Source organism: Rhizobium cauense (assembly GCF_019511525.1).
Lineage (GTDB): Bacteria > Pseudomonadota > Alphaproteobacteria > Rhizobiales > Rhizobiaceae > Rhizobium > Rhizobium cauense.
Genome location: NZ_JAEUAT010000002.1, coordinates 411594 through 437613, shown reverse-complemented (window position 1 = coordinate 437613; position 26020 = coordinate 411594). Strand labels below are relative to the sequence as shown.

The window sequence follows — 26020 nt, the reverse complement described above, 5'->3', positions numbered from 1 at the left end:
CGGTCGCAAAGAAAAGCGTCACCGCTTCAATTTCTTTTGAGGGGATGAAACGACGATGACGGTGCTGACGATCGAAGAACTGGCAACTGCGTTGCAGCCGGGACAGGCGATCGCCGGTCTCGATCTCGGCACGAAGACGATCGGGCTTTCGATGTCCGATCTCGGTCGGCGTTTTTCGACGCCGCGGCCGGTCATCAAGCGCGAGAAATTTACGATCGATGCGACGACGTTGCTGGAGTTTGCCGCGAAGGAAAAGGTCGCCGCCTTCGTCATCGGCCTGCCTGTCAATATGGACGGATCGGCCGGACCGCGCGTTCAGGCGACGCGAGCCTTCGTGCGCAACATGGAGCAGAAGACCGATCTGCCTTTCGTCTACTGGGACGAGCGGCTTTCGACGGTCGCTGCCGAGCGGGCGCTGCTCGAAATGGACGTATCACGCAGGCAGCGTGCCGAGCGGATCGACTCGGCAGCGGCAAGCTTCATTCTTCAGGGAGCGCTAGACAGGCTATCGCTGCTCGGCAGAACGGCATCGGACGATTTTGACGCGTGACGTGCACGCCACCAGGCGGCAATCGCCTTGCGTCGGCGGAACCCAATGATTGCGAAGACTACAAGACTGTCCACGACGATCGCGCGGGCGACCAGCGGCGGAATGGTTTCCGGCGGAATGCCGAGCACCTTGCCGTAAATCTCGAAGGTCAGGTCATGCACCTGCCTGCTGAGCATATAGATGCCGAAATTCATGTCGTAATAGGAAAGCCAATACCATCCCGCCAGGAAGACAATGGGACCGGCCCAGAAGATCAGGAACCACTTCATGCGGTCGTCTCTCGTTCTCTTCGAATGGATAGCCCCTCGTGGGAAACCGCCCATATCGACAACGCCATCGAACCCAAAACCAGCGCCGGCACAGCGATATCCAGCGCAAGCACAGCGAAAAACATCATCGCGGCAACAAGAAACGCGGCTCTCGCGATTTTAGTTCCCATGGTTCCAGACACCCAACATTTTGGACTGCCTGGCAAACTGACGTCTTAACCGGAAAGGCGCAACGTAAACCATTTGCTAAGGTTAACGCGCACCGGGACGCCTGTGGAAAGACTGTGCTCCGGCTCCGCCCTCAGCCGTAGACGCCGCGAACGATGCGTTTCAGAGCCGTTGCGGCCTTATCCCAATCCTTCGCCGTTTTCAGCGCCAGTCCGGCACACTGGCCGCCAGCGGATGCGGAGAGAACGAGATGCTGGATGGCCGCGATCAAAATCGCATTGACGGCCACAACGTCGACACCCTTCGGCGGCGTCAGCGATCCACGCATGCGATCGAGCCAGGTTGCCAGGGCCTTTGACCGCGCCTCGGAAAGCCGCCTCACCTGCTCCGTGTTCTCGGACACTTCCCAGGCAACGATTCGACGAACAAGCGGATCATCCCGCAACGCTTCGAGGAAAAGCAGCGACAGCCGCTCCATGAGGTCGCCGTAGGTCAGAAGGAACATGCCGCCAGTATCCTCGGGAATGCGGTCCTTGACCCAATTGCCGAGATCGGCGCCGATCGCTTCCACGAGGCCATTCAAGCCGCCGTAATAGCGGTAGATCAGCTGCTTGTCGCAGCCGGCGCGGCGGGCGACCGCGTTGATGCCGAAATTCTGGAATCCTTCTTCCGCTAGCAACGACTTGGCCGCATTCAGGATCGCTTTTTCCGTTGCGCCGCGGTCGCGGACGCGCTTTTCGGGTTCGACGCGGATTGCGTCGGCAACGGGTGCAAGCACCATGGGGTCGTTTAGCATGAGGGATTCGGTCCAGTTGTCACTTTGCGGTGAGTAACAACGCCACAGATCAGCGGCAACGGACAAGTCTTGCAAAGATTGTGGACAGTTCGCGAAAGACGGCAACGATTTCAAAGTGTCACCATACGGTGACATTTAGCTGCCTGTCCTTATAGCCTCTGTCCGAACCAGACCGTTCGGTCGGAAGCGTCGACCAATGGCGGGCCAAGTCGGCTGAACCCGCGGGAGCCCCAAAAACGCAGAGCGCCATAATTGTTGGCATTGGCGCCGAGGTGGACGGCTTCGACGCCGGCCTCCCTTGCATTCTTCAGCCATCGGTCGAGGAGCTTCGTGCCCATCCCCTGCCCCTGCAAACGCGGCAGCAGGTTCATGTGGATGTGCGCGGGAAAGGCTTCGAGGAGCGCAGCAGGCGCCGAAGAAGGATGGTGGATCGCGGCTATGCGTTTCTGATCGGCGTCCCAGCTCTCGGGATCGCCCTGTGGATCACTGTAGGCTTGACGAAGTGACGGCCACCAATCGCGTTCAAGCCGCTGTTCGAATGCAACCGTATCGAACACGCCGACGATGTAGCCGGCGACGCCTTCGGAGTCCTCTGCCACGAAAGCAGTTTCGGGGCTCAGCATGACGTAAGGTGCGGAGTAGATGTGCCCGATCAGCTTGCCATCGCGATGCAATTTGGTCGCGTCGCTGCCGGCATCGCCCGTCACCAGCGAGATCTGATAAATCTGCTCGAGATCGCCGGCGCGGACGGGACGCAGCACAGTCATAAGTTTGCCGGCGGATAGAGCAGATCGACGATGTAGCTGGCGTCGAAGCGTGAATCCAGCATGCCGTAGGTCGAGCGCCAGCCGCCTGCGAGGCGGGTTTCGATGAAGGCGTCGGCGATCCGCCCTGCCCCCAGGCGATAAAGCTCGGCGGCGCCGGCGGCGAGCGCCAGCTGTTCGACCAGCAGGCGCGCAGCACCCTCGTCGCGCTCGCAAAGCGCCATGGCGGCACGAAGCACGTCGATCGTCTTCTTGCCTGCCGGACCGAGATCGCGCGCGAGCCCTGCAAACACGGTCTCGAAGAGATCCTTGCCCCGGTTCAGAATGCGCAGCACGTCGAGCGCCATGACGTTACCCGAGCCTTCCCAGATCGCGTTAACGGGCGCTTCGCGGTAGTGGCGGGCGATAGGCCGTTCCTCGATATAGCCGCTGCCGCCGATGCACTCCATCGCTTCGTAGATCAGCGCAGGCGCGATCTTGCAGCACCAGTATTTCGCGACCGGCGTCATGACGCGGGCGTAGGCGGCCTCTTCGGCGCTGCCGCGTGCCCGGTCAAAGGCATCGGCAAGGCGGAAGGACAGCGCCGTCGCAGCCGCCACATCGAGGGCCATATCGGCCAGGACACGCGTCATGATCGGCTGGCTCACCAGCATCTTTCCGAAAACGCTGCGGCCGCGGGTGTGATGCACGGCTTCCGCCAGCGACGCGCGCATGATGCCCGAGGATGCCAGCGCGCAGTCGAGCCGCGTCAATGTCACCATATCGAGAATTGTGCGGATACCGCCATCCGGCGTGCCGAGCAGGAAGCCGAACGTATCGTTGAACTCGACCTCGGAGGAGGCATTGGAGCGATTGCCCACCTTGTCCTTGAGTCGCTGGAAGTGAAGGCCGTTCGCCGAGCCATCCTCCAGCAGCCGAGGAACGAGGAAGCAGCCCATTCCATCTTTCGTCTGCGCCAGCATCACGAAGGCGTCGCTCATCGGCGCAGACATGAACCACTTATGGCCGGACAGGCGGTAGATGCCTTCACTGACCTTTTCGGCCGTCGTGGTGTTGGCGCGAACGTCCGTGCCGCCCTGCTTCTCGGTCATGCCCATGCCGATCGTCACGGCGGACTTCTGCATGGCAGGCTTGTTGGTGGAATCGTATTTGCGCGAGAGAATCTTCGGCGCCCAGTCCTTCTGCACGGCCGGCGAAGCCGAAAGCGCCGCGACCGAAGCGCTGGTCATCGTCAGTGGGCAAAGATGGCCGGATTCCAGCTGCGCCGTCAGATAGAAGCGTGCCGCCCTGACCTTATGCGCCTGGTTCTTCGCCTCGGTATCCGCCTGCGGATCCCAGACCGATGAATGCAGCCCCGACGACATCGAACGGCGCATCAGCGCATGCCAGGCCGGGTGGAACTCGACCACATCCAGCCGCTCACCACGCGGACCATGCGTGCGCAGTTGCGGCACGCCCTGATTCGCCATGCGCGCCAGTTCCTGCGCCTCCGGCGAGGTCACGTATCGGCCCATGCTATCAAGGTCATCGCGGATGCCGCGCGGCAGCGTGCCTGTCAGATCGACGATCAGCGGATCGGACCTGTAGGCATTGATGCCGGACCACAGGCTCGGCTGGTTCAGTTCGGCAAGTTTCTCTTCGGCGGGCGTCATGAATCGCTTCTAGTGCAAGAGGCAGGCAAAGGGAAACCGGAAGTTACAATTTCCCTGTCCTCTGCAATAGTTGAATTCGGGCAAAATTGCAGGGGGAGACGGGCCTTTGCCCACAGCACAAGCTTGCCGCCGCCCGGCTCACTCTTTATAGACCCCGCAGACGACAGCAAGAGGCAGGTTCATGGTCTTCTTTCCCCACCGCCACCTCATCGGTATCAAAGGGCTCACAGAGCAGGATATCACCTTTCTCCTCGACAAGGCCGACGAGGCCGTCAAGATCAGCCGGCAAAGGGAGAAGAAAACGTCGACCCTTCGCGGCCTGACTCAGATCAATCTGTTCTTCGAGGCATCGACGCGAACGCAGGCTTCCTTCGAACTCGCAGGCAAACGCCTCGGCGCCGACGTCATGAACATGTCGGTCGGCAATTCTTCGGTGAAGAAGGGCGAGACCCTGATCGATACGGCGATGACACTGAACGCGATGCGGCCCGACGTGCTCGTGATCCGCCATTCCAGCGCAGGTGCCGCCGCCCTGCTCGCACAGAAGGTTTCCTGCTCGGTGGTCAACGCCGGCGACGGCCAACATGAGCATCCGACGCAGGCGCTGCTCGACGCGCTGACAATCCGCCGCGCCAAGGGCAAGCTGTCGCGCATCATCGTCGCGATTTGCGGCGACGTGCTGCATTCGCGCGTGGCGCGCTCGAACATCCTGTTGCTCAACGCCATGGGCGCACGCGTGCGCGTCGTAGCGCCAGCGACCCTGCTGCCATCAGGCATCGCCGACATGGGTGTCGAGGTCTTCCATTCCATGAAGGAAGGTCTGAAGGATGCTGACGTGGTGATGATGCTGCGTCTGCAGCGCGAGCGCATGTCCGGCGCCTTCGTGCCGTCGGTGCGCGAATACTACCACTTCTATGGGCTCGACGCGGAAACGCTGAAGGCGGCGAAGGAAGACGCGCTTGTCATGCATCCCGGCCCGATGAACCGCGGCGTCGAGATCTCCTCCGAGGTTGCCGACGGCCCGCAGAGCGTGATTGCAGAACAGGTGGAAATGGGGGTCGCAGTGCGCATGGCCGTGATGGAGACGCTGCTGGTCTCGCAGAACCAGGGTCCGCGCACCGAAGGAGCCGGCGCATGAAGAACTCGATCGTCCTCAAGAACGTTCGCATCGTCGACCCCTCGCGCAATCTCGATGAAGTCGGCAGCATCATCGTCAGGGATGGCCTGATCGTTGCGGCCGGCGCGGATGCACAGAACCAGGCAAGCCCCGCTGGTGTCGAAGTCCGCGATTGCAGCGGTCTCGTCGCGACGCCTGGCCTCATCGATGCCCGCGTCCATATCGGTGAGCCAGGCGCCGAGCATCGCGAAACAATCGCTTCGGCGAGTCGGGCGGCAGCGGCCGGCGGCGTTACGTCGATCATCATGATGCCGGATACCGATCCCGTCATCGACGACATCGCGCTTGTCGAGTTCGTCAAGAAGACGGCGAAGGACAATGCTCTCGTCAACGTCTATCCGGCGGCTGCGATCACGAAGCATCTTGCCGGCGAGGAAATGACCGAGATCGGCATGCTGATGGAAGCCGGCGCCGTCGCGTTTACCGACGGCCGCTCGAGCGTCCACGACACGCAGGTCCTGCGCCGCGTCATGACCTATGCGCGTGAATTCGGCGCCGTGATCTCGTGCGAGACGCGCGACAAATATCTCGGCGCCACCGGCGTCATGCATGAGGGACTGTTTGCAAGCTGGCTCGGTCTCGGCGGCATCCCGAAGGAAGCCGAGCTCATCCCGCTCGAACGTGACCTGCGTATCGCCAAGCTGACGCGCGGCAACTACCACGCCGCGATGATCTCCGTCCCGGAATCGGTCGAGGCGATCGAGCTTGCCCGCAGCCGTGGTGCGCGCGTTACCTGCGGCATCTCGATCAACAATCTGTCGCTGAACGAAAACGACATCGGCGAGTACCGCACCTTCTTCAAGCTCTATCCACCGCTGCGGTCCGAAGATGACCGCGTGGCGATGGTCGATGCGCTGGCGCGCGGCGCGATCGACATCATCGTCTCCTCGCACGACCCGCAGGACGTCGACACGAAACGCCTGCCCTTCGGCGAAGCAGCCGACGGCGCGATCGGTCTCGAAACTATGCTCGCGGCTGCGCTGCGCCTACATCACAGCGGCCAGGTCAGCCTGATGCGGCTGATCGATGCCATGTCGACGCGGCCTGCTCAGATCTTCGGTCTCGAGGCCGGCACGCTGAAGCCGGGCGCGAAGGCGGATATTACGCTGATCGATCTCGATGACCCTTGGCTTGTCTCGAAGGACATGCTTCTTTCCCGCTCGAAGAACACGCCGTTCGAAGACGCTCGCCTCAGCGGACGCGCTGTTGCGACCTACGTCGCCGGTCGCTGCGTACACACCATTTAAATCAAGACATACTCACACAGGTTAAATCAAGACATACTCACACAGGAGGCAACATGGTCTCGAATCTCATGACGTGGCAGATCACGCTACCGATCGCGTTGGCGGCGGCCGCTATCGGCTACCTGCTCGGCTCCATCCCGTTCGGCCTGATCCTGACGAAAGCGGCCGGGCTTGGCGACGTCCGCAGTATCGGGTCTGGCAATATCGGCGCGACCAACGTGCTCAGAACGGGCAACAAGAAGCTTGCAGCCGCAACGCTCCTTCTCGATGCGCTGAAGGCATCGGCCGCAGCCTGGATCGTCGGCTATTTCCTGGGCAACGAAGCAGCGCTGATCGCGGGTTTCTTCGCCTTCATCGGTCACCTCTTCCCGATCTGGATCGGCTTCAAGGGCGGCAAGGGTGTTGCCACTTACATCGGGACGCTGCTCGGCGTCGCGCCGATCATGGTCCTGGCTTTCGCCGTGGTCTGGCTGGCTGTCGCTTTCACGACCCGGTACTCCTCGCTTGCCGCACTGGTTGCAATGCTTGTCATTCCGGTTGCATTGTGGATACTGGGCGCCGAGAAGGTTGCAGCCGTTATGGCGATCATGACCGTGATCTCCTACTGGAAGCACAAGGCCAACATCTCTCGCCTGATGAGCGGGACGGAAAGCAAGATCGGGGCGAAGGGATAGAATGGACGCTCGCAGCGCAAGGCCAAAAGGAATTGCGCTGACGGAACGCCAACGCATCGCGTGGCTGCGTCTCATCCGCTCCGACAACGTTGGGCCGGCAACCTTTCGCGACCTCATCAATCATTTCGGATCCGCAGAGACGGCTTTGGCCGCCCTGCCCGAACTCTCGGCGCGTGGTGGGGCCACGCGCTCCATCCGGATTGCAACGGAAAGCGAGGCGCACAAGGAGTTGGAGGCCGCGCGGCGCTTCGGCGCCCAGTTCGTCGGCATCGGCGAGCCGGACTATCCCCAAGCGCTGAAGCAAATCGACGGCGCTCCGCCGTTGCTCGCAGCCAAAGGCAATCTCTCCGTTTCCTCGCAGCCGGCCGTCGGCATCGTCGGCTCCCGCAACGCGTCTATCAGCGGTGCCAAGTTCGCCGCGACAATTGCGCGCCAATGCGGCCAGGCAGGCTATGTCGTCGTTTCCGGCCTTGCGCGTGGCATCGATACGGCAGCGCATCGCGCGAGCCTCGACAGCGGAACCGTAGCCGCCATGGCAGGGGGACTGGATCAGCCCTACCCGCCGGAAAATGCCGGTCTGCTTGACGATATCTGGAACGGCAATGGGCTCGCCATCAGTGAGATGCCGTTCGGCTGGGAACCGCGGGCACGCGACTTTCCACGCCGAAACCGGCTCATCGCCGGCGTTTCGTTGGGCGTCGTTGTTGTCGAGGCGGCGATGCGCTCGGGCTCGCTGATCACGGCAAGGCTGGCCGGCGAATTCGGCAGGCTGGTCTTTGCGGTACCCGGTTCGCCGCTCGATCCGCGCTGTCACGGCACCAATGGACTGCTTAAAGACGGTGCGATGATTGTCACGTCGCCGGACGACGTCACCGAAGCGCTGGCACCACTCTCGCAGATCGAGCGCTACTCGGCGCCGGTCGCCGAGGAGCCGGAGCGCCAGGAAGGGCGTTCCATGCTTCCGCCTGGCGAATCCGATCGTTCGCTTATCGTCGATGCGCTCGGCCCGACACCTGTCGAGATCGACGACATCATCCGCCACACCGGTCTGCCAGCGTCGTCGGTCTACCTTGTCCTGCTGGAGCTCGATATCGCCGGACGGCTTCATCGCCATCCCGGCGGCTTCGTCTCACTTGCGATGGGCGATTGAGATCCCTACATGCGGGCCTGCAGATCGCCAGCCTCCACGTAGGCCATCTCAATAAGATAGCACAGCATATCGGCGTTCTCCTTTTCCGCCACTCGCCGCAACTCAGCGAGCATCTGCCTGATAAAGGCGATGTTCTCATGCGAGCCGGATCGTCCGGTATCTTTCTTTGCGAACTTGGGCGCCATGGGATAGTCTCTGAGAAAAGAGAAACGCTGCCTTTCGGCAAGCCCGAACCACACTTCAAAAACGATACCTCAATTATCAGAAATTGCAATACGTTTACTATCTCGCATTGGTTGCAACGCGTTGTAATGCGCAAAAATGAGGTCAAACCACTTGACCGAAACGATTTCCCTGTCCATGTCGAAGAACCGGTTATCTTGGCGCGGCAGGGATTCCATTAGCTTATCCGCCCGCCTGGCACATTTTTTAGAGAATCATGATGAATGTTGTAGTGGTGGAATCGCCTGCCAAGGCTAAGACGATCAACAAGTATCTGGGCTCCGGATACAAGGTGCTCGCCTCCTTTGGCCATGTCCGCGATCTGCCTGCCAAGGACGGCTCTGTTCTTCCGGATCAGGATTTCGAGATGTTGTGGGAGGTCGATGGCGCATCGGCCAAGCGGATCAAGGACATCGCCGATGCGGTGAAGTCGTCCGACGGCCTGTTCCTCGCAACCGACCCGGATCGCGAAGGTGAAGCGATTTCCTGGCACGTCCTCGACATGCTGAACAAAAAGCGCGTCCTGAACGGCAAGACCGTAAAGCGGGTCGTCTTCAACGCGATCACGAAGAAGGCCGTCCTCGACGCCATGGCCGATCCGCGCGACATCGACGTGCCGCTGGTTGATGCGTATCTTGCCCGCCGCGCCCTCGATTATCTTGTCGGCTTCAACCTCTCGCCGGTTCTGTGGCGCAAGCTTCCCGGCGCACGTTCGGCAGGCCGCGTTCAGTCAGTTGCGCTGCGCCTTGTCTGCGATCGCGAATCCGAAATCGAACGCTTCATTTCGGAGGAATACTGGAACCTCTCGGCTCTCCTGAAGACGCCGCGAGGCGACGAGTTTGAAGCGAAACTGGTTGCGGCGAATGGCAAGCGGTTGCAGCCTCGCTCGATTGCGAACGGCGAAGAAGCCGGCAAGCTCAAGGCGCTTCTGGAAGGTGCGACCTACGTCGTCGACACGGTCGAGGCAAAGCCCGTCAAGCGCAACCCAGGACCACCCTTCACAACCTCCACGCTGCAGCAGGCGGCGTCCTCGAAGCTCGGCTTTTCCGCGTCCCGGACCATGCAGGTTGCCCAGAAGCTCTACGAGGGTGTCGACATCGGCGGCGAGACGGTCGGTCTGATCACCTACATGCGTACGGACGGCGTTCAGATGGCGCCCGAAGCCATCGATGCGGCGCGGAGCGCAATCGTCGATCAATTCGGCCAACGCTATCTGCCGGAGAAGGCTCGCTTCTATTCCACCAAGGCCAAGAACGCCCAGGAAGCACACGAGGCGATCCGCCCGACCGATTTCAATCGCTCGCCCGACCGCGTGCGGCAGTTCCTCGATGCCGACCAGTTGAGGCTTTACGACCTTGTCTGGAAGCGCGGCATCGCGAGCCAGATGGCCTCGGCTGAAATCGAGCGTACCACGGCTGAGATCACCGCCGACAACAAGGGCGAGAAAGCCGGTCTGCGCGCCGTCGGCTCGGTGATCCGTTTCGACGGCTTCATCGCCGCCTATACCGACCAGAAGGAAGATGGCGAACAGAGCGATGACGGTGACGAGGATGGTCGCCTGCCCGAGATCAACGCTCGCGAAAACCTTGCGAAGCAGAAGATCAATTCGACCCAACACTTTACCGAGCCGCCACCGCGCTATTCGGAAGCATCTCTGATCAAGAAGATGGAAGAGCTCGGGATCGGCCGTCCGTCGACTTACGCTGCGACTCTGGCGACGCTGCGGGATCGCGAATATGTAACCATCGATAAGCGCAAGCTCATTCCGCAGGCCAAGGGCCGGCTGGTGACGGCCTTCCTCGAAAGCTTCTTCACCAAGTACGTCGAGTACGACTTTACGGCAGACCTTGAAGAGAAGCTCGACCGGATCTCGGCCGGGGAGTTGAACTGGAAACAGGTGCTACGCGATTTCTGGAAGGATTTCTTCTCCCAGATCGAGGATACGAAGGAACTTCGCGTCACCAACGTTCTCGACTCGCTCAACGAAGCGCTGGCGCCACTCGTTTTCCCGAAGCGCGAAGATGGCGGCGATCCGCGCATTTGCCAGGTCTGTGGCACAGGCAATCTTTCGCTGAAGCTCGGCAAGTACGGCGCCTTTGTCGGCTGCTCAAACTACCCTGAATGCAACTATACGCGCCAGCTCTCCTCGGAGGGCGGTTCGGAAGCCGAAGGCGTTGCGCTGAACGAGCCCAAGAACCTCGGTACCGATCCCGTGACCGGCGAAGAATTGACCCTACGTTCGGGGCGTTTCGGTCCCTACATCCAGCGTGGAGACGGCAAGGAAGCCAAGCGTTCTTCGCTGCCGAAGGGTTGGAAGCCAGAGGACATCGATTATGAAAAGGCGATGGCGCTGATTTCGCTGCCACGCGACATCGGCAAACATCCGGAAACCGGCAAGATGATTTCTTCCGGCATCGGTCGCTATGGGCCATTCCTGTTGCACGACGGCGGCTACGCCAACCTCGAAAGCGTCGAAGACGTCTTCTCGATCGGCCTCAACCGCGCTGTGACCGTGATTGCCGACAAGGCGAGCAAGGGACCTGCCGGACGCGGCCGGACTGCTGCCGCAGCGTTGAAGGAACTGGGCGACCATCCGGATGGTGGCGCAATCACGGTTCGCGACGGCAAGTACGGCCCCTATGTCAACTGGGGGAAGGTCAATGCGACACTGCCGAAGGGCACCGATCCGCAGGCCCTGACTGTCGAAGAAGCGCTGGCGCTGATCGCCGCCAAGGCTGGCAAGGCACCGGCATCGAAGAGCAAGGCAAAACCGAAGGCGAAAGCCGCGGCGGCTGAAACCAAGACGACGAAGACCGCCGCCAAGCCGAAGGCGGCGAAAGCCAAGGCGCCGGCAAAGACGAAAAAGAGCAAAGAGTGAGCAAAATCCCGCGGGAAAGAATGAAGGGCATGGGCAAGCGTCCCGGCAAGATCGGACGCGCCAGCCAGCAACCCGCAGCCGAGCCGCTGAACATCGCCCATGGGGCCTTACCCTCTCGCGAAGTGATTCTGCGGTTCATTGCCGACCATCCGCAAAAAGCATCGAAGCGCGAGCTGGCAAAAGCCTTCGGGCTGAAAGGCGAAAGCCGGGTCGAGCTGAAACACCTCCTGCGCGAACTGGAGCAGGAAGGAATGCTCCAGAAGACGCGCAAGTCGCTGATCCGACCGGGCGCATTGCCGCCGGTCACAGTGCTCGACATCACGACACGCGACAAGGACGGCGAACTGATCGGCCGCCCGGCGGAGTGGCCGGATGATCAGGGCGTTGCACCTGCTGTCGCTATTCGCCAATCGACATCTCCCGCGGGGCGCAACGGCAAGGGCAAGGCTCCCGTTGCCGGCATGGGCGACCGTATCCTGGCGAAGATCTTTCCGGCCGCCGATCGCGGCGGTCCGGCCTACACCGCGCGCATCATCAAGGTTCTGGACAAGCGCCGTGGCGCCCTGCTCGGCGTCTTCAAGGATGCCCCGGGCGGAGCCGGTCGTCTGCTGCCGATCGAACGGCGCGGCGAGGAAATGGTGATCGACCCCGAGTACAAGGGCGAGGCCAAGGATGGTGATCTTGTCGAGGTCGAAGTCGCCCGTCTTGGTCGCTTCGGCCTGCCCCGTGCCAAGGTGCTGTCTGTTGTAGGCTCCGTTGCATCCGAGAAGGCGATCTCGATGATCGCCATCCATGCACACGGTATCCCATACATATTCCCGCCTGCCGTTGTCGCCGAAGCTGACGATGCCAAGCCTGCGACGATGTCGCATCGTGAGGACTGGCGCGATGTGCCGCTCATCACCATCGATCCGGCTGACGCGAAGGACCATGACGATGCCGTCTATGCCGAGGCGGACCCGTCGCCCGACAATCCTGATGGTGTCATCGTTACCGTCGCCATCGCTGATGTCTCCTATTACGTACGCCCGAACTCTCCGCTCGATCGCGAAGCCCTGAAGCGCGGCAACTCAGTATATTTCCCCGACCGGGTTGTGCCGATGCTGCCCGAGCGCATCTCGAACGATCTGTGCTCGCTGAGAGAAGGTCAGGATCGCCCGGCGCTTGCCGTTCGGATGATGTTTTCGAAGGAAGGCCGCAAAATCGGCCATACTTTCCATCGTGTAATGATGAAGAGCGCCGCAAAGCTCTCCTATCAGCAGGCGCAGGCGGCGATCGACGGCACACCCGACGACAAGACCGGACCGCTTCTCGAACCGATCCTGAAGCCGCTCTGGAACGCCTATCGGATCATGACGCGCGGCCGCGAGCGTCGTCAGCCGCTCGAACTCGACATGCCGGAACGCAAGATCCTGCTGAAGCCCGACGGCACCGTGGATCGCGTCTTCGTGCCGCCGCGGCTCGACGCGCACAAGCTGATCGAGGAAATGATGATCCAGGCCAACGTCTCGGCCGCCGAGACGCTGGAGAAGAAGCGGCAGGTCCTGATCTACCGCATCCATGACGGTCCGACGCTCGCCAAGCAGGAAGTGCTGCGCGAGTTCCTGGCGACGCTTGGCATATCGCTTCCCAAGGGCGGCAACATGCGCGCCAACAATTTCAACATGATCCTCGCCAAGGCGGATGACACGCCGCACCAGACGATGGTCAACGAGATGGTGCTGCGCTCGCAGAGCCAGGCGATCTACAGCCCGGAGAATATCGGGCACTTTGGCCTGAACCTGATGAAGTACGCGCACTTCACCTCGCCGATCCGCCGCTACGCGGACCTGATCGTGCACCGCGCGCTGGTCGGCTCGCTCGGCTTTGGCGAAGGTGGGATCACACCTGACGAAGAAGCCGCACTCGACGATATTGCCGCCGAGATTTCGACCTTCGAACGCCGCGCCATGGCCGCAGAGCGCGAGACGGTCGATCGTCTCATTGCGCATCATCTTGCCGGTCGTGTCGGCGAGGAATTCGAAGGGCGCATAGGAGGCGTGACGAAATCGGGACTATTTGTCGCCCTGCCGGACTATGGAGCGGACGGCTTCATTCCTATATCTACGCTCGGAACGGACTACTTCATCTATGATGAGGCGCATCAGGCGCTGTCTGGCGAGAAAACCGGCCTTGGATATCGCCTGGGGGACAGCGTTACGGTGAAACTTGCGGAAGCCATTCCGCTCGCCGGTGCGCTTCGTTTCGAGATGATCAGCGAAGGGCGAAAGATGCCCACTGCTGTACGTTCGTTCCATAAGGCCGGCCGGCGCGACGCAAGCCGCGCGCGCAAACAGGCCGGAACAAGGCCGCCAAGAGGGCGGCGATAGGCGTGTAGGGACGCCGCGAAAGGAAACGTGCGATGACGACCACCTCGACCGACCAGCCAATCCGTTACGGAGCAAGCGAGGAGGTGGAACGTCCGCTCGGCCGTTCTATCAAGCGCGGCATGCTGAACACCTGCCCTGCCTGCGGCAGCGGCAAGCTGTTCAAGAGCTTCCTGAAGCCGGTCGACAACTGTGCCGCCTGCGGCGAAGCAATGCATCACCATCGCTCGGATGACCTGCCACCCTACCTTACGATCGTGGTCATCGGCCACCTCATCATCGGCGGCTATATGGCAACCGACCTCGTTTGGCCGATGCCGCTCTGGCTGACGTTCGCGATCTGGACGCCGATCACGCTGCTGGCAACACTGCTTATCATCCAGCCGATCAAGGGCGGTGTCATCGGCCTGCAGTGGGCATTGAAGATGCACGGCTTCGGTGGCCAGACCGACGATCACGACGCTTACGAGGTACCGGGCCGCAAACGTTAGGCGGTCGCTGCCCTGCCCTTTCACCTTCGCGACACAATTGACGTGTAGTGCCACGCCCCAACGGCGCTTCGGCGCCGCGGGGCGAAATCTCACGTATTTCGGTAGGGTTCTTTGACTATACGAATTCAAGATCATCCAGCTTATTGCCGCCAGCGCGTTTCATCCTGTAAAGCACGGCCGTCACTTGGATTTGGTACGACCGTGCCTTTCTATGGTGCCTCGCGGTGAGCGATTCTGTGCAGCAGGTCTCTAAGGATGCGTATATGTCTCAGCCGCGAAACGGCACAGCAGGCGATGTCGAAGAAATTCACTGGCCTTCGCTGGTAGCAGCCGTCTCGTCCATTTCCGCTGTCGGCATTGCGATCGGCCTGGGACTTCCACTTCTCAGCATCATCCTCGAGAAGCGCGGCATTCCCTCCACGCTGATTGGTCTGAACACAGCAATGGCCGGCATTGCGGCGATGGCGGCAGCTCCGATCACCACAAAACTGGCGCACAAGTACGGTGTGGCGCCAACCATGATATGGGCGGTGTTGATCTCGGCATTCAGCGCCCTCGGCTTCTACTACGCCCAAGATTTCTGGATGTGGTTCCCGCTGCGTTTCGCCTTTCACGGTGCGACAACGACGCTCTTCATCCTGTCGGAATTCTGGATCAACGCTGCCTCGCCGCCTTCCAAGCGCGGTTTCGTGCTCGGCATCTATGCAACCGTCCTATCGCTCGGTTTCGCGGGCGGGCCACTGCTCTTCTCTATTCTCGGCAGCGACGGAGTGCTGCCGTTTGCCGTGGGTGCCTGCGCCATCCTGCTTGCCGCCATCCCGATCTATATCGCGCGATATGAGAGCCCGGTCCTCGAAGAGAAGCCCGAGCTCCATTTCATGCGCTACGTCTTCCTGGTGCCGACAGCGACGGCCGCAGTCTTCATCTTCGGGGCAGTCGAGGCTGGTGGCCTGGCGCTATTCCCGATCTATGCAGTGCGGGCCGCTTTCACCGAATCGCAGGCAGCCCTTCTGCTGACTGTCATGGGAATCGGCAACGTCATTTTCCAGATCCCGGTCGGCCTGCTTTCGGACCGCATGAAGGACAAGCGACCGCTGTTGGCCGCCATGGCCTTCATGGGCCTGATCGGCTCCCTGATGCTGCCGGTCCTGGCGCACAGCTGGATTCTGATGGCCACGGTACTGCTCTTCTGGGGCGGATGTGTCGCGGGCCTCTACACGGTGGGGCTCAGTCATCTCGGCTCTCGCCTGACCGGCTCCGATCTCGCCGCGGCCAACGCCGCCTTCGTATTCTGTTACGCCGTTGGCACCGTGGCCGGACCGCAGGTCATCGGCGCCGCCATCGACGTTGCCGGCAACAACGGTTTTGCCTGGGCTATCGCCGGATTCTTCGGGCTTTATGCCCTGCTTTCCGCTGTCAGACTGCTTTTCCTCCGAAAGCGGGCTTGACTTTTCGAGCGGGATTCGTAGTTTCGCGCCAGAATTTGCCGTGGAGCCTATCCGGCCTGCCACGGCTTTCATTTTATTAAAGGCAGGACGACCATGGCCAAGGCTACCACAATCAAGATCAAGCTGCTGTCGACGGCCGACACCGGTTTCTTCTACGTCACGACGAAGAACAGCCGTACGATGACCGACAAGATGACGAAGACCAAGTACGACCCGATTGCTAAGAAGCATGTCGAGTTCAAGGAAACCAAGATCAAGTAATCACTTGATCTGATGTTCTTCAAAAGGCGCGCGCCCAAGGGCTGCGCGCCTTTTTGTTTGCCGGCTTTGCGAGCTGACGTCCGTGCCCGAAACAAGAACGCCGTCCTTCCGAAAATGCGGAAAGGACGGCGTTTTCTTGAAAGGGGGTCGACCGGCAAGCAACGCGGCACGAGGAACCGCTTAATGTTGCAAACCAGCCGACCGACCCCACGACCCAGGAGATGCGGCGGACCTGAGCATCATGGGGTATCTCGGACTCCTCACGCGGAGTGCTTATCTCTTATGCCTCGATAATTTGCTCGAAAACGGAAGAAAATCAACAAATTCTTAATGGTTAGATTTTTGAGGTTGATTTTATGGTTAAAAGTACGGCTTTAGGACAGTTTTTAGACCATCGAATCGTGTTCGGCAGCAAGAATAACGCCAAAGTTGGCAAGGAACGCTGCAATATAGAACAATAGTGTTAGTTTCCGGCGCTGCAGCGCCAGACTTGAGCTTAGCTCCCGGACACAACCGAACGCCGGCTAAACCTGAAGATCTCTCATATTCAGCGCAAGCCCAGGTGTGTCTTTGCTTGGACCAATAGATTTGAAGCAGCCCGGCACGCGATCGAATGGCCGGCTTTCTGTTGGAACTACTTGTTTGAAACGCATCGCGACGCAGCTGTGGATGACGCGAAAAGCTGGAACGAAGTGCCGATCAGGCGGCAGCGACGACGCGATTCCGACCACCCGTTTTTGCTTCGTAGAGCGCCAGGTCGGCCTGCTTCATCAGCTGTCCGGGTGTGATGACCGACGGGATGCGCGATGAGATGCCGAAGGACGCGGTGACGCTCAACTCTTGCCCCGATGACTTCAGGACGAACGGCGTCGACTCGACCACGGAGCGCAGCCGCTCCGCGACAGTTGCCGCTACTTCCGGCGAGGTATCGGGCATCACCACCACGAATTCTTCACCGCCGTAGCGGCAGGCAAGATCAGCACCACGGACCGTAGAACGAATTCGGCCGGCAAACTCCCGCAGCACATCATCCCCGGCATCATGCCCATAGGTGTCGTTGACCTGTTTGAAGCGATCGATATCCGTAATCAGCACAGACAGGGGACGCCCCCGCGCCATCGAGCGATTGAACAGCGTACTCAGGTGATTATCCAGGTAGCGGCGGTTGCTGAGCCCGGTCAGCGGATCGGTGACAGCGAGCTCGATCGTCTGCTTCACGCTCGCACGCAGGCGATCGTTGTAGCGCTTCCGGCGCATCTGCGTCAGGCTGCGTGCCACGAGTTCGTTGGGATCGACGGGTCGGACAATGTAGTCATTGACGCCGAGCTCCAGCGCCCGGATCACCATATCGTCGTCCCCCTGCTCGGTGATGATCAGGAGCGGCAGAAAACGCGTGCGCTCCAGAGAACGGAGCTGCGAACACAGGCGTAACGGATCGTAGTCGTCGAAATTGGCGTTGACGATGACCAGCTCAAACGGGTTCTCCGCAGCCTCAAAAAGAGCCGCCTGCGGATCCGAAATCGCGGAAACGTCAGCGATAGGCTTTAGCGCCTTGATGATGCGCTCCTGCGAATTGGCGCGCCCGTCGACGAGCAGAACCTGACCCGATTCGTCGCTCCGCCCCTCGCCCGAGCGCAGCAACTCGTCGATCCCCATCGTCTGCGCGGTTTCAGCGCGAATGCGCAGTTCGTCGCTGAGCGTCTTCAGCCGCAGAAGGCTTTTCACGCGCGAGATCAGTTGAAGGTCGTTAACCGGCTTGGTGAGAAAATCGTCGGCGCCAGCCTTGAGGCCACGAACACGGTCTGCCGACTGATCCAGGGCCGTTACCATGACCACCGGTATGTGCGAGGTCTTCGGGTTGGCCTTCAGACGCTCGCACACTTCGAAGCCGTCCATTCCATGCATCATGATATCGAGAAGGACGAGATCGACCTGGTTTCGCTCGCAGATTGCCAGGGCTTGATAGCCGTCGCCCGCCGTTAGAACGTCGAAATACTCGGCGACCAGCCGCGCCTCGAGCAACTTGACGTTAGCCGGAATATCATCAACCACCAGAATGCGCGCAGTCATAGGCTTCTTTCCGATGCGTCAGGCATCGCCCAAATAGGTCTTGATCGTCTCAATAAATTTAGGAACTGAAATGGGTTTGGAGACATAGGCCTCGCAGCCGCCCTGGCGGATGCGTTCCTCGTCTCCCTTCATGGCAAATGCAGTCACGGCGATAACAGGAATGACGTGCAGATCGTCGTCTTCCTTCAGCCATTTTGTAACCTCGAGGCCGGAAACCTCGGGGAGCTGAATGTCCATCAGGATCAGATCTGGACGGTATTTGCGTGCAAGATCAAGCGCTTCCATGCCGTTTCGCGTCTGGATCGTCGTATAGCCAGACGCCTCGATAAGGTCGCGAAAGAGCTTCATGTTGAGCTCGTTATCTTCTACAATCATAACCTGTTTGGGCATGACACGCGTCCTACGTCCGTTCCGGTAACCGCTACTCCGCATAAAAAAGGCTTATGCGACGGCATGGTTCCATAGAACCGATAGCTGCACACTATCGGTATTTGGTTGAAAAATAGGTAACTTACGCCGAAAAATGCAAAGCAACTTCAAGACTTCGAAACAACTTGCGGCCGATCCGCAGCAGACCGCAATCGCCGTTCTCGCGTGGCTCGCAAACGAACCAGACTTGTTCAGCCGTTTCCTTGCATTGACCGGCGTCGAACCCGCGCAGGTCCGACATGCCCTTAATGAGCCCGGATTTCTCTCCGGCATGATGGATTTCATCATGCAGCACGAACCGACTGCCATGGCCTTTTGCCAGGCAACCGGAACTGCACCCGAAACATTGAACGCAGCGTGGCTGCACTTTTCGCCGCCCGGACTCGGCTCGGGAGAATACTGAACATGGACATTGCTACCAACGTAAGCCAGGTGCGCCTCGGCGACCGCCCCCTGATCGTCTGCGACATCGATGAGGTGGTCCTTGAGTTTCTCTCTCCGTTTACCGCTTTCCTGCGCTCGCATAGCTACGACCTCCTGCCCCGGTCGTTCCGCCTCTACGGCAACATCGTCTCCCTCCTCGATGGCAGCGAGCTCGACAAAGCCGCGGTGGATTCTCTTGAGGAAATATTCTTCGCCAACCAGCACCTCTGGCAAAACCCGGCTGAAAAGGCCGTGGAAACACTGCAGGCGCTCTCCGCCGACGCCGACATTGTCTTTCTGACCGCAATGCCGCCTCATCACCACAGCATCCGGCGCAAGCTGCTTGATGAACTCGACCTTTCCTTCGATCTGATCGCCACCGTGGAACCCAAGGGCCCTGTAGTCGCCAGACTGCATGATCGCAGGAACGTGCCTGTCGCTTTCATCGATGACATGCAACGCAATCTCCTCTCCGTAGCAGACCATGTTCCGGAATGCCTGCTTCTGACCATGATGGCCAATTCCGATTTCAAGGCATTCGCGCCATCCCCAGTCGGAGACATTGTTGCCGCGACAGATTGGGGCCACGCCGCAGAGCTGCTGAGGGCACATTTTTCGGCGGACAATCTCAGGGTTGCGATTACGGCCGCATAGGCGGCCGTAATCCCGCTTCTGCCGGTCCTGCTCGAAACGGAGTCAATATCCAGCGCAAACCTCCAAGCCTCTCTTGAGACTCAAAAGTTTAGAGGCTAATGTTGCGATGTTCAATCTTTGTTCTCGTCATGACACCTGTGCACGCCAAGACACCCGGCTTCTGTCGCGACTGCCTTGCCGAGCAGAAGGCCGAAACGCGCCGTTGCGCGGCTTGCGGCAGTCCCCGCGTGGTACGGCACAAGGAGCTGTACGAGCTAACGCTGGCACATATCGATTGCGATGCCTTCTACGCCGCAATCGAGAAGCGTGACAATCCCGAGCTAGCCGACAAGCCCGTTATCATCGGTGGCGGTAAGCGCGGGGTGGTCTCGACAGCCTGTTACATTGCCCGCATCCACGGCGTTCGTTCGGCGATGCCGATGTTCAAGGCTTTGGAGGCGTGTCCGCAGGCCGTTGTCATCAGACCCGACATGGAGAAATACGTGAAGGTCGGACGCGAGGTCCGCACCCTGATGGAGGAGCTGACGCCGCTGGTTCAGCCACTCTCGATCGACGAGGCGTTTCTGGAACTTGGCGGAACCGAACGCCTGCATCACGATCCGCCGGCGCGCACGCTTGCCAAGTTCGTCCAGCGTATCGAGAAGGAGATCGGCATCACCATCTCCGTCGGCCTTTCCTATTGCAAGTTTCTCGCCAAGGTCGCGTCCGACTTGCAGAAGCCCAGGGGCTTCTCGGTGATCGGCCGCGAGGAAGCCGTGTCCTTTCTCGCGCCGCGGCCGGTGACGACCATCTGGGGCGTCGGCAAGGCGTTCGCGGCAACGCTTGAGGCAGACGGCATTCGAACGATCGGCCAACTGCAAACAATGGAGGAAGGCGACCTCATGCGCCGATACGGCAGCATGGGGCAGCGGCTTGCGCGTCTTTCCCGCGGCATCGACGATCGCGAAGTGCATCTGAACGACGCAGCAAAGAGCGTTTCGTCCGAAACGACCTTCTCCGATGACATCTCGCGCTACGACGAGCTCGTTCCGATCCTCCGCAGTCTTTCCGAGAAAGTGTCCTGGCGGCTGAAAAAGCACGATATTGCCGGTCGGACAGTAGTCCTGAAAATGAAGACCAAGGACTTCAAATTGCGTACCCGCAATCGCAAGCTTGAGGACCCCACTCAGCTTGCCGACCGGATCTTCCGCACCGGGCTGGAACTCCTGGAGAAGGAGACGGACGGCACCAAGTTTCGCCTGATCGGGATCGGTGTGACGGATCTTTGCGACCCCGCGCGCGCTGATCCGCCCGACCTTGTCGATGTGCAATCAGGCCGCAGGGCCGCCGCAGAAGCGGCAATGGACAAGCTGCGCGACAAGTTCGGCAAAGGCACCGTCCAGACCGGATATACCTTCGGCGGCAAGCGCGATCACTAGTATGTGAGCCAGCCGCAAGGCTCCGTATTTCAAGTTTTCCTTAAGCTTCGGCGCTTAGGCTGGCGTTTCAAGTATTGCGTATCGGTTGAGTCATATGTTGTCGCGTCTCGTTTTCGGCCTCGGCTTGCTGTCGGCCACCGCACTCGTGCACCCCGCGCTCGCGGCGGATGCACGTACGCTGCAGATCTTCGTATCGAAGGATGCGCAGTCGCTCACGCTCTATGACGGCGCCGACGTCGTCGCAACCTCGAAGGTCTCGACGGGTAAATCTGGCCACACCACGCCAAGCGGCATCTTTTCCGTCATCGAGAAAAGGAAGTATCACGAGTCCAACCTCTACTCGGCGGCGCCCATGCCCTTCATGCAGAGGCTGACCTGGTCCGGTATCGCGCTTCACGAGTCGGACTCGGTACCGAACTATCCTGCATCACACGGCTGCGTCCGTCTGCCCGCTGCCTTCGCCAAGCAGCTCTACACCATGACACAGATGGGAGTTCCGGTTGTCATTGCCGACGCCGAATTAACCCCGGAACCGATCAATCATCCGACTCTCTTCCGACCGGACATGCCCGAGCCCCCGGCGCTGCTTTCGGACGCTGCACTGAGACCGGCCATAGGACAGGCTCCTATTCAGGTCGCGATGAACGACGTCGCGCTACCGAGTGCCCAAAACCGCGCAGCCAGCCCCCCCACGAACGACACGCCGATTCGCATTCTCATCACACGCCGCAGTCAGCGCGAGGAAGTCATTGACCTCCAGACCTACCTGAATGAACTCGGATTTGTCGTCGGTGAACCCGACGGCTTGCTCGGATCGGCAACGCTGCAGGCGATCAGCGATTTCAAATTGCGATATCCGGTGGAGCCAACCGCAGACAAGTCACCAATGAGTGACGCGCTCATCAAGGCGGTCTATGCCGCGGCCGACAAGGGTACGCGGCCGAACGGTGTCATCATGATCCGCCAAGGCTTTCAGCCTGTTCTCGAGGCGCCGATCTCGATTGCAAACCCTGGCCTTGCCCTCGGCACGCACTTCTTCTTTGTCCACAACGTCGATTTCGAAACCGGCTCAGCGGACTGGATGGGCGCGACGCTTCCCGACACGCTGTCGCGCGCGACCATGACGCGACTCGGCATCAGCAGTCTCGAAAGCTCGATCATCTCGGGCACGCCAATTACCAATGCCCTGAGCCGCATTGATATTCCCGAGGAAACGCGGCGCAAGATCGACAGCATGCTGACCACCGGCTCGACGCTGACGATCTCCGATACCGGCCTCGGGACCGAGACCGGCAAAGGAACCGACTTCATCACCGTCACAAAAGGCTGAGGTCAGACCAACTCGACGTCGATGACCCCGGGTGCTGCGCGAAGCGCTGCGGCAATCTCGGGCGTGATGCGATACTTCTGCGGAAGCTCGACCTCCACCTCGCGCTTGCCCTCTTCCTTGATGACGATGAAGGAGACTAGGCCATCGCCCTTGGCATTCAGGTGGGCCGCGACGGCGCGAAGCGGCCCGGAATCGCGCACATAGACACGAAGAGCCTTCTGCATCTGCAGAGACTTCTCCTCGAGCGATTGAATCGTCTGCAAGCGAAGGCCGATACCTTCTGGCCGCTCCTCGCCGGTCGCCGTGATCACGAACGATTTTCCGGACTCCAACACGTCGCGATACTGGTTCAGCATCTCGGAAAACAGCACGGCTTCGAACTGACCCGACGAATCCGAGAACACGATGATGCCCATCTTGTTGCCGGTTCGCGTCTTGCGTTCCTGCTTCGAAATGACAGTGCCCGCAAGGCGACCGTTGCTCGCTCCCTGCTTCACCGCGGCCGAAAACTCCGCAAAGGTCTGCACTCGCATCTTCTGCAGAATGCTCTGGTAGCTGTCGAGCGGATGCGCTGTCAGGTAAAAGCCAAGGACCTGGAATTCCTTAAGCAGTTTCTCTGAAGCCAGCCACGGCGAGAACGGCGGCAGCGAGATTTTCTCGGGGCCGGACGACAGAGCGCTTCCGAAGATGTCCGACTGGCCACTCAGCTTGTTTTCCTGCGCACGCTGGGCATAGCCCATGATGCGGTCGAGACCACCTGCCAGTTGCGCGCGATCGAGCCCGAAGCAATCGAAAGCACCGGCAAAGATCAGGCTCTCCAGCACGCGACGGTTCACCTGCTTGGGATCGATGCGCAGGCAGAAATCCTCCAGGCTCGCGAATGGCGTGCCACCACGCACCGCCACGATATGATCGACGGCAGATTCCCCGACCCCCTTCAATGCGGCCAGCGCATAGTAGATCCTGCTATCACCGGTCTCGAAGTGGCGGAACGAGGTCTGCACCGACGGCGGGATCACCTCGATCTCGAGGCGCTTGGCGTCCTGGCGGAAGTCGTTGACCTTTTCGGTGTTCGACATATCGAGCGTCATCGACGCGGCGAGGAACTCGACCGGGTAATGCGCCTTCATGTAGGCCGTCTGATAGGAGACGATCGCGTAGGCGGCAGCGTGCGACTTGTTGAAGCCGTAGTTGGCGAACTTTGCGAGCAGTTCGAAGATGTTGTCGGCCTGCGGCTTCGACACGCCGTTCTTCACGGCACCGACGACGAAGCGCTCGCGCTGCTGGTCCATCTCCGCCTTGATCTTCTTACCCATGGCGCGGCGCAGAAGGTCGGCCTCGCCGAGCGAGTAACCCGACAGCACCTGGGCGATCTGCATCACCTGTTCCTGGTAGACGATAACGCCCTGTGTTTCCTTGAGCAGATAGTCGATCGTCGGATGGATCGACTCGATCTCCTCCTCCCCGTGCTTGCGGGCGTTGTAGGTCGGGATGTTTTCCATCGGGCCCGGGCGATAGAGGGCCACGAGCGCGATGATGTCTTCGATGCAGTCCGGCCGCATGCCGATCAGCGCCTTGCGCATGCCCGCACTTTCCACCTGGAACACGCCGACGGTTTCGCCGCGCGAGAGCATCTCGTAGGTCAGCTTGTCGTCGAGCGGGATCGAAGCAAGGTCGACCTTGATGCCGCGCTTGGCCACGAAATCGACGGCGACCTTCAACGTGGTCAACGTCTTCAGACCGAGGAAGTCGAATTTGACGAGGCCGGCCTGCTCGACCCACTTCATGTTGAACTGGGTGACTGGCATGTCGGAGCGCGGATCGCGGTACATCGGCACTAGCTTGGACAGCGGGCGGTCACCGATGACGATACCGGCAGCGTGCGTCGATGCGTGGCGGTAGAGACCTTCGATCTTCTGCGCGATATCGAGCAGGCGGGCAACGACGGGCTCCTTGTCGGCCTCCTCCTGCAGCTTCGGTTCTTCCTCGATCGCCTTTGACAGCGGCGTCGGGTTGGCCGGATTGTTCGGTACCAGCTTGCAGATCTTGTCGACCTGACCGTAAGGCATCTCCAGCACACGGCCGACGTCGCGCAATGCCGCACGCGCCTGCAGCGAACCGAAGGTGATGATCTGCGCGACCTGTTCGCGCCCGTATTTTCGCTGCACGTAGCGGATCACCTCTTCGCGGCGATCCTGGCAGAAGTCGATATCGAAGTCGGGCATCGAAACACGTTCCGGATTGAGGAAGCGTTCGAAGAGGAGCGAGAAGCGCAGCGGATCGACGTCGGTGATCGTCAGTGCGTAAGCGACGAGCGACCCCGCGCCCGAACCGCGGCCCGGACCGACCGGAATGTCATGCTGCTTTGCCCATTTGATGAAGTCCGAAACGATGAGGAAGTAGCCGGGGAACTTCATGCGCTCGATAACGCTGAGCTCGAATTCCAGCCGTTCGCGGTAATCCTTCTCCTCATAGCCTGGAGACAGGCCGAGCGTGCCGAGGCGATTGTCCAGCCCCTCCTCCGCCTGCCGGCGCAGTTCGAGCGCTTCCTCGCGCTCCGCTTCCTCAGGATCGGCCGTGGCGCCGGTGAACCGTGGCAGGATCGGCTTGCGCGTCTTCAGGATGAAGGAGCAGCGCCGGGCAATCTCGATGGTGTTTTCCAGCGCTTCCGGCAGATCGGAGAAAAGCTTTGCCATCTCGGCGCGGCTTTTCAGATAGTGATCTGGCGTCAGGCGGAAACGCGTATCATCCGAGACGATGGCGTTATGAGCGACGGCCATCAGGGCGTCGTGCGCGTCATAGTCCTCACGAGTCGGGAAAAACGCTTCGTTGGTGGCAACCAGCGGCAGGTCATGCTCGTATGCGAGGCCGATGATCTTCTGCTCGTGGCGCTTGTCATAGGTGCCGTGGCGCTGCAGCTCGACATAGAGCCGATCGCCGAAATGGCGCTTCAGCAGCAGAAGACGCGCCTCGGCCTGCGCCGCGTGCCCGTCCTTGATTGCCATGTCGATCGGCCCCGTCGAGGCTCCGGTCAACGCGATCAGGCCGTCCGTCCCGATCTCATCGAGCCACGAGGACCGAATATGAATCGAGCCATTCCCCTCGCCGCCAAGGTAGGCGCGACTGACGAGATCCACGAGCCGCTCATAGCCGGCGTCCGTGGCTGCCAAGAGCACTAGCGACGGGAACTTGACGAGCGCCTGCTGGCCGCCGCGCCTTTCCGTCTCCAGACCGTCTTCCATATCGATCGAGACCTGACAGCCGATGATCGGCTGCAAGCCCTCATCCATCGCTTTCTGTGAGAACTCGAGAGCGACGAAAAGATTGTTGGTGTCGGTAATGGCGATAGCTGGCTGGCTATCGCCCGATGCCTTGTAGAGGATCTTCTTGAGTGGCAGCGCGCCCTCAAGCAACGAATAGGCCGAGTGGACCCGCAGGTGAACGAAGCCCGGCGTACCGCCGATGAAACCGCTTTCCGCGTCCTTCTCCCCACCCGCCATGACATGCCTTTCAATCACCTGATTCAATCAGGTCTATTCTCAGCATTGAGGGGTCGATGTCCAGACAAGCGATTGCGTTCGGA

The 26020-nt window shown here is 60.4% G+C and carries 22 protein-coding genes; 14 read left to right on the top strand and 8 right to left on the bottom strand.

The features are described from left to right. The first annotated feature begins 55 nt into the window (after positions 1–55). Positions 56–550, top strand: coding sequence for a Holliday junction resolvase RuvX (gene ruvX / locus JNB88_RS05320; RefSeq protein WP_220354544.1), 495 nt, complete (start codon positions 56–58; stop codon positions 548–550). Here ruvX and JNB88_RS05315 read toward each other — a convergent pair. From JNB88_RS05315 to JNB88_RS05300, 4 genes are all read right to left on the bottom strand, one after another. Next, the gene (locus JNB88_RS05315; protein WP_220354543.1) at positions 487–819 is read right to left on the bottom strand and encodes a DUF6105 family protein; all 333 of its coding nucleotides are present in this window, start codon (positions 817–819) and stop codon (positions 487–489) included. The genes ruvX and JNB88_RS05315 overlap by 64 nt on opposite strands. Positions 820–1120: 301 nt before the next feature. Continuing rightward, positions 1121–1783: a TetR/AcrR family transcriptional regulator gene (locus JNB88_RS05310; protein WP_220354542.1), complete on the bottom strand. Its 663-nt coding sequence runs from the start codon at positions 1781–1783 to the stop codon at positions 1121–1123. A gap of 149 nt (positions 1784–1932) precedes the next feature. Next, positions 1933–2550, bottom strand: coding sequence for a GNAT family N-acetyltransferase (locus JNB88_RS05305; protein WP_220354541.1), 618 nt, complete (start codon positions 2548–2550; stop codon positions 1933–1935). Then, entirely contained in the window at positions 2547–4199 is a 1653-nt protein-coding gene (locus JNB88_RS05300; protein ID WP_220354540.1) for an acyl-CoA dehydrogenase family protein, read from the bottom strand. Before JNB88_RS05300 ends, JNB88_RS05305 begins: the two co-directional genes overlap by 4 nt. 181 nt (positions 4200–4380) lie before the next feature. On the opposite strand from JNB88_RS05300, the gene JNB88_RS05295 reads away from it, so the two are divergent. From JNB88_RS05295 to dprA, 4 genes are read left to right on the top strand one after another with little or no spacing between them, the layout of a single operon-like run. Further along, positions 4381–5337, top strand: a complete 957-nt coding sequence (locus tag JNB88_RS05295) for an aspartate carbamoyltransferase catalytic subunit (RefSeq protein ID WP_037127400.1) — start codon at positions 4381–4383, stop codon at positions 5335–5337. Further along, positions 5334–6623 carry a dihydroorotase gene (locus JNB88_RS05290; RefSeq protein WP_220354539.1) on the top strand — a complete coding sequence of 430 codons (1290 nt, stop codon included), beginning with the start codon at positions 5334–5336 and terminating at the stop codon, positions 6621–6623. The genes JNB88_RS05295 and JNB88_RS05290 overlap by 4 nt, the downstream gene beginning before the upstream one ends. 53 nt (positions 6624–6676) lie before the next feature. Continuing rightward, positions 6677–7297 carry a glycerol-3-phosphate 1-O-acyltransferase PlsY gene (gene plsY / locus JNB88_RS05285; RefSeq protein ID WP_220354538.1) on the top strand — a complete coding sequence of 207 codons (621 nt, stop codon included), beginning with the start codon at positions 6677–6679 and terminating at the stop codon, positions 7295–7297. 1 nt (position 7298) lies between these two features. Then, a complete protein-coding gene (gene dprA / locus JNB88_RS05280) occupies positions 7299–8447 on the top strand; it encodes a DNA-processing protein DprA (RefSeq protein WP_220354537.1) in 1149 nt (382 codons plus the stop codon). 5 nt (positions 8448–8452) lie between these two features. Here the strand turns inward: dprA and JNB88_RS05275 are convergent, their stop codons facing one another. Next, positions 8453–8632 (bottom strand): hypothetical protein, encoded by a 180-nt coding sequence (locus JNB88_RS05275; RefSeq protein WP_037128168.1) that lies wholly within the window; start codon positions 8630–8632, stop codon positions 8453–8455. A 257-nt stretch (positions 8633–8889) separates the two neighbouring features. Here JNB88_RS05275 and topA point away from each other — a divergent pair, with 257 nt between their 5' ends. The 5 genes from topA (at position 8890) to rpmG (ending at position 16113) form a co-directional block, all read left to right on the top strand. Next, positions 8890–11547: a type I DNA topoisomerase gene (topA, locus tag JNB88_RS05270; RefSeq protein WP_220354697.1), complete on the top strand. Its 2658-nt coding sequence runs from the start codon at positions 8890–8892 to the stop codon at positions 11545–11547. Beyond that, entirely contained in the window at positions 11544–13916 is a 2373-nt protein-coding gene (gene rnr, locus JNB88_RS05265; RefSeq protein WP_220354536.1) for a ribonuclease R, read from the top strand. Before topA ends, rnr begins: the two co-directional genes overlap by 4 nt. 32 nt (positions 13917–13948) lie before the next feature. Beyond that, positions 13949–14404, top strand: coding sequence for a DUF983 domain-containing protein (locus tag JNB88_RS05260; protein ID WP_220354535.1), 456 nt, complete (start codon positions 13949–13951; stop codon positions 14402–14404). 263 nt (positions 14405–14667) lie between these two features. After that, on the top strand, positions 14668–15852 hold the full coding sequence (locus JNB88_RS05255) for an MFS transporter (protein WP_220354534.1): 1185 nt from the start codon (positions 14668–14670) through the stop codon (positions 15850–15852). Positions 15853–15945: 93 nt separating this feature from the next. Next, positions 15946–16113 (top strand): 50S ribosomal protein L33, encoded by a 168-nt coding sequence (rpmG, locus tag JNB88_RS05250; RefSeq protein ID WP_003587245.1) that lies wholly within the window; start codon positions 15946–15948, stop codon positions 16111–16113. Positions 16114–16812: 699 nt separating this feature from the next. Here rpmG and JNB88_RS05245 read toward each other — a convergent pair. Both JNB88_RS05245 and JNB88_RS05240 read right to left on the bottom strand, forming a co-directional pair. After that, positions 16813–18183, bottom strand: a complete 1371-nt coding sequence (locus JNB88_RS05245; protein ID WP_220354533.1) for a PleD family two-component system response regulator — start codon at positions 18181–18183, stop codon at positions 16813–16815. Positions 18184–18201: 18 nt separating this feature from the next. Then, positions 18202–18573: a response regulator gene (locus JNB88_RS05240; protein WP_007531841.1), complete on the bottom strand. Its 372-nt coding sequence runs from the start codon at positions 18571–18573 to the stop codon at positions 18202–18204. Between the two features lie 133 nt (positions 18574–18706). On the opposite strand from JNB88_RS05240, the gene JNB88_RS05235 reads away from it, so the two are divergent. From JNB88_RS05235 to JNB88_RS05220, 4 genes are all read left to right on the top strand, one after another. Further along, complete coding sequence (locus tag JNB88_RS05235) at positions 18707–19015, top strand: DUF3572 domain-containing protein (RefSeq protein ID WP_037127377.1); 309 nt, start codon at positions 18707–18709, stop codon at positions 19013–19015. A gap of 2 nt (positions 19016–19017) precedes the next feature. Next, the gene (locus tag JNB88_RS05230; protein ID WP_220354532.1) at positions 19018–19689 is read left to right on the top strand and encodes a hypothetical protein; all 672 of its coding nucleotides are present in this window, start codon (positions 19018–19020) and stop codon (positions 19687–19689) included. A gap of 128 nt (positions 19690–19817) precedes the next feature. Beyond that, a complete protein-coding gene (locus tag JNB88_RS05225; RefSeq protein WP_476705528.1) occupies positions 19818–21107 on the top strand; it encodes a DNA polymerase IV in 1290 nt (429 codons plus the stop codon). Between the two features lie 94 nt (positions 21108–21201). Then, positions 21202–22437 carry a L,D-transpeptidase family protein gene (locus JNB88_RS05220; protein WP_220354530.1) on the top strand — a complete coding sequence of 412 codons (1236 nt, stop codon included), beginning with the start codon at positions 21202–21204 and terminating at the stop codon, positions 22435–22437. Positions 22438–22439: 2 nt separating this feature from the next. Here JNB88_RS05220 and dnaE read toward each other — a convergent pair whose 3' ends face one another. Further along, on the bottom strand, positions 22440–25937 hold the full coding sequence (gene dnaE / locus JNB88_RS05215) for a DNA polymerase III subunit alpha (RefSeq protein ID WP_220354696.1): 3498 nt from the start codon (positions 25935–25937) through the stop codon (positions 22440–22442). Between the last annotated feature and the right edge of the window lie 83 nt (positions 25938–26020).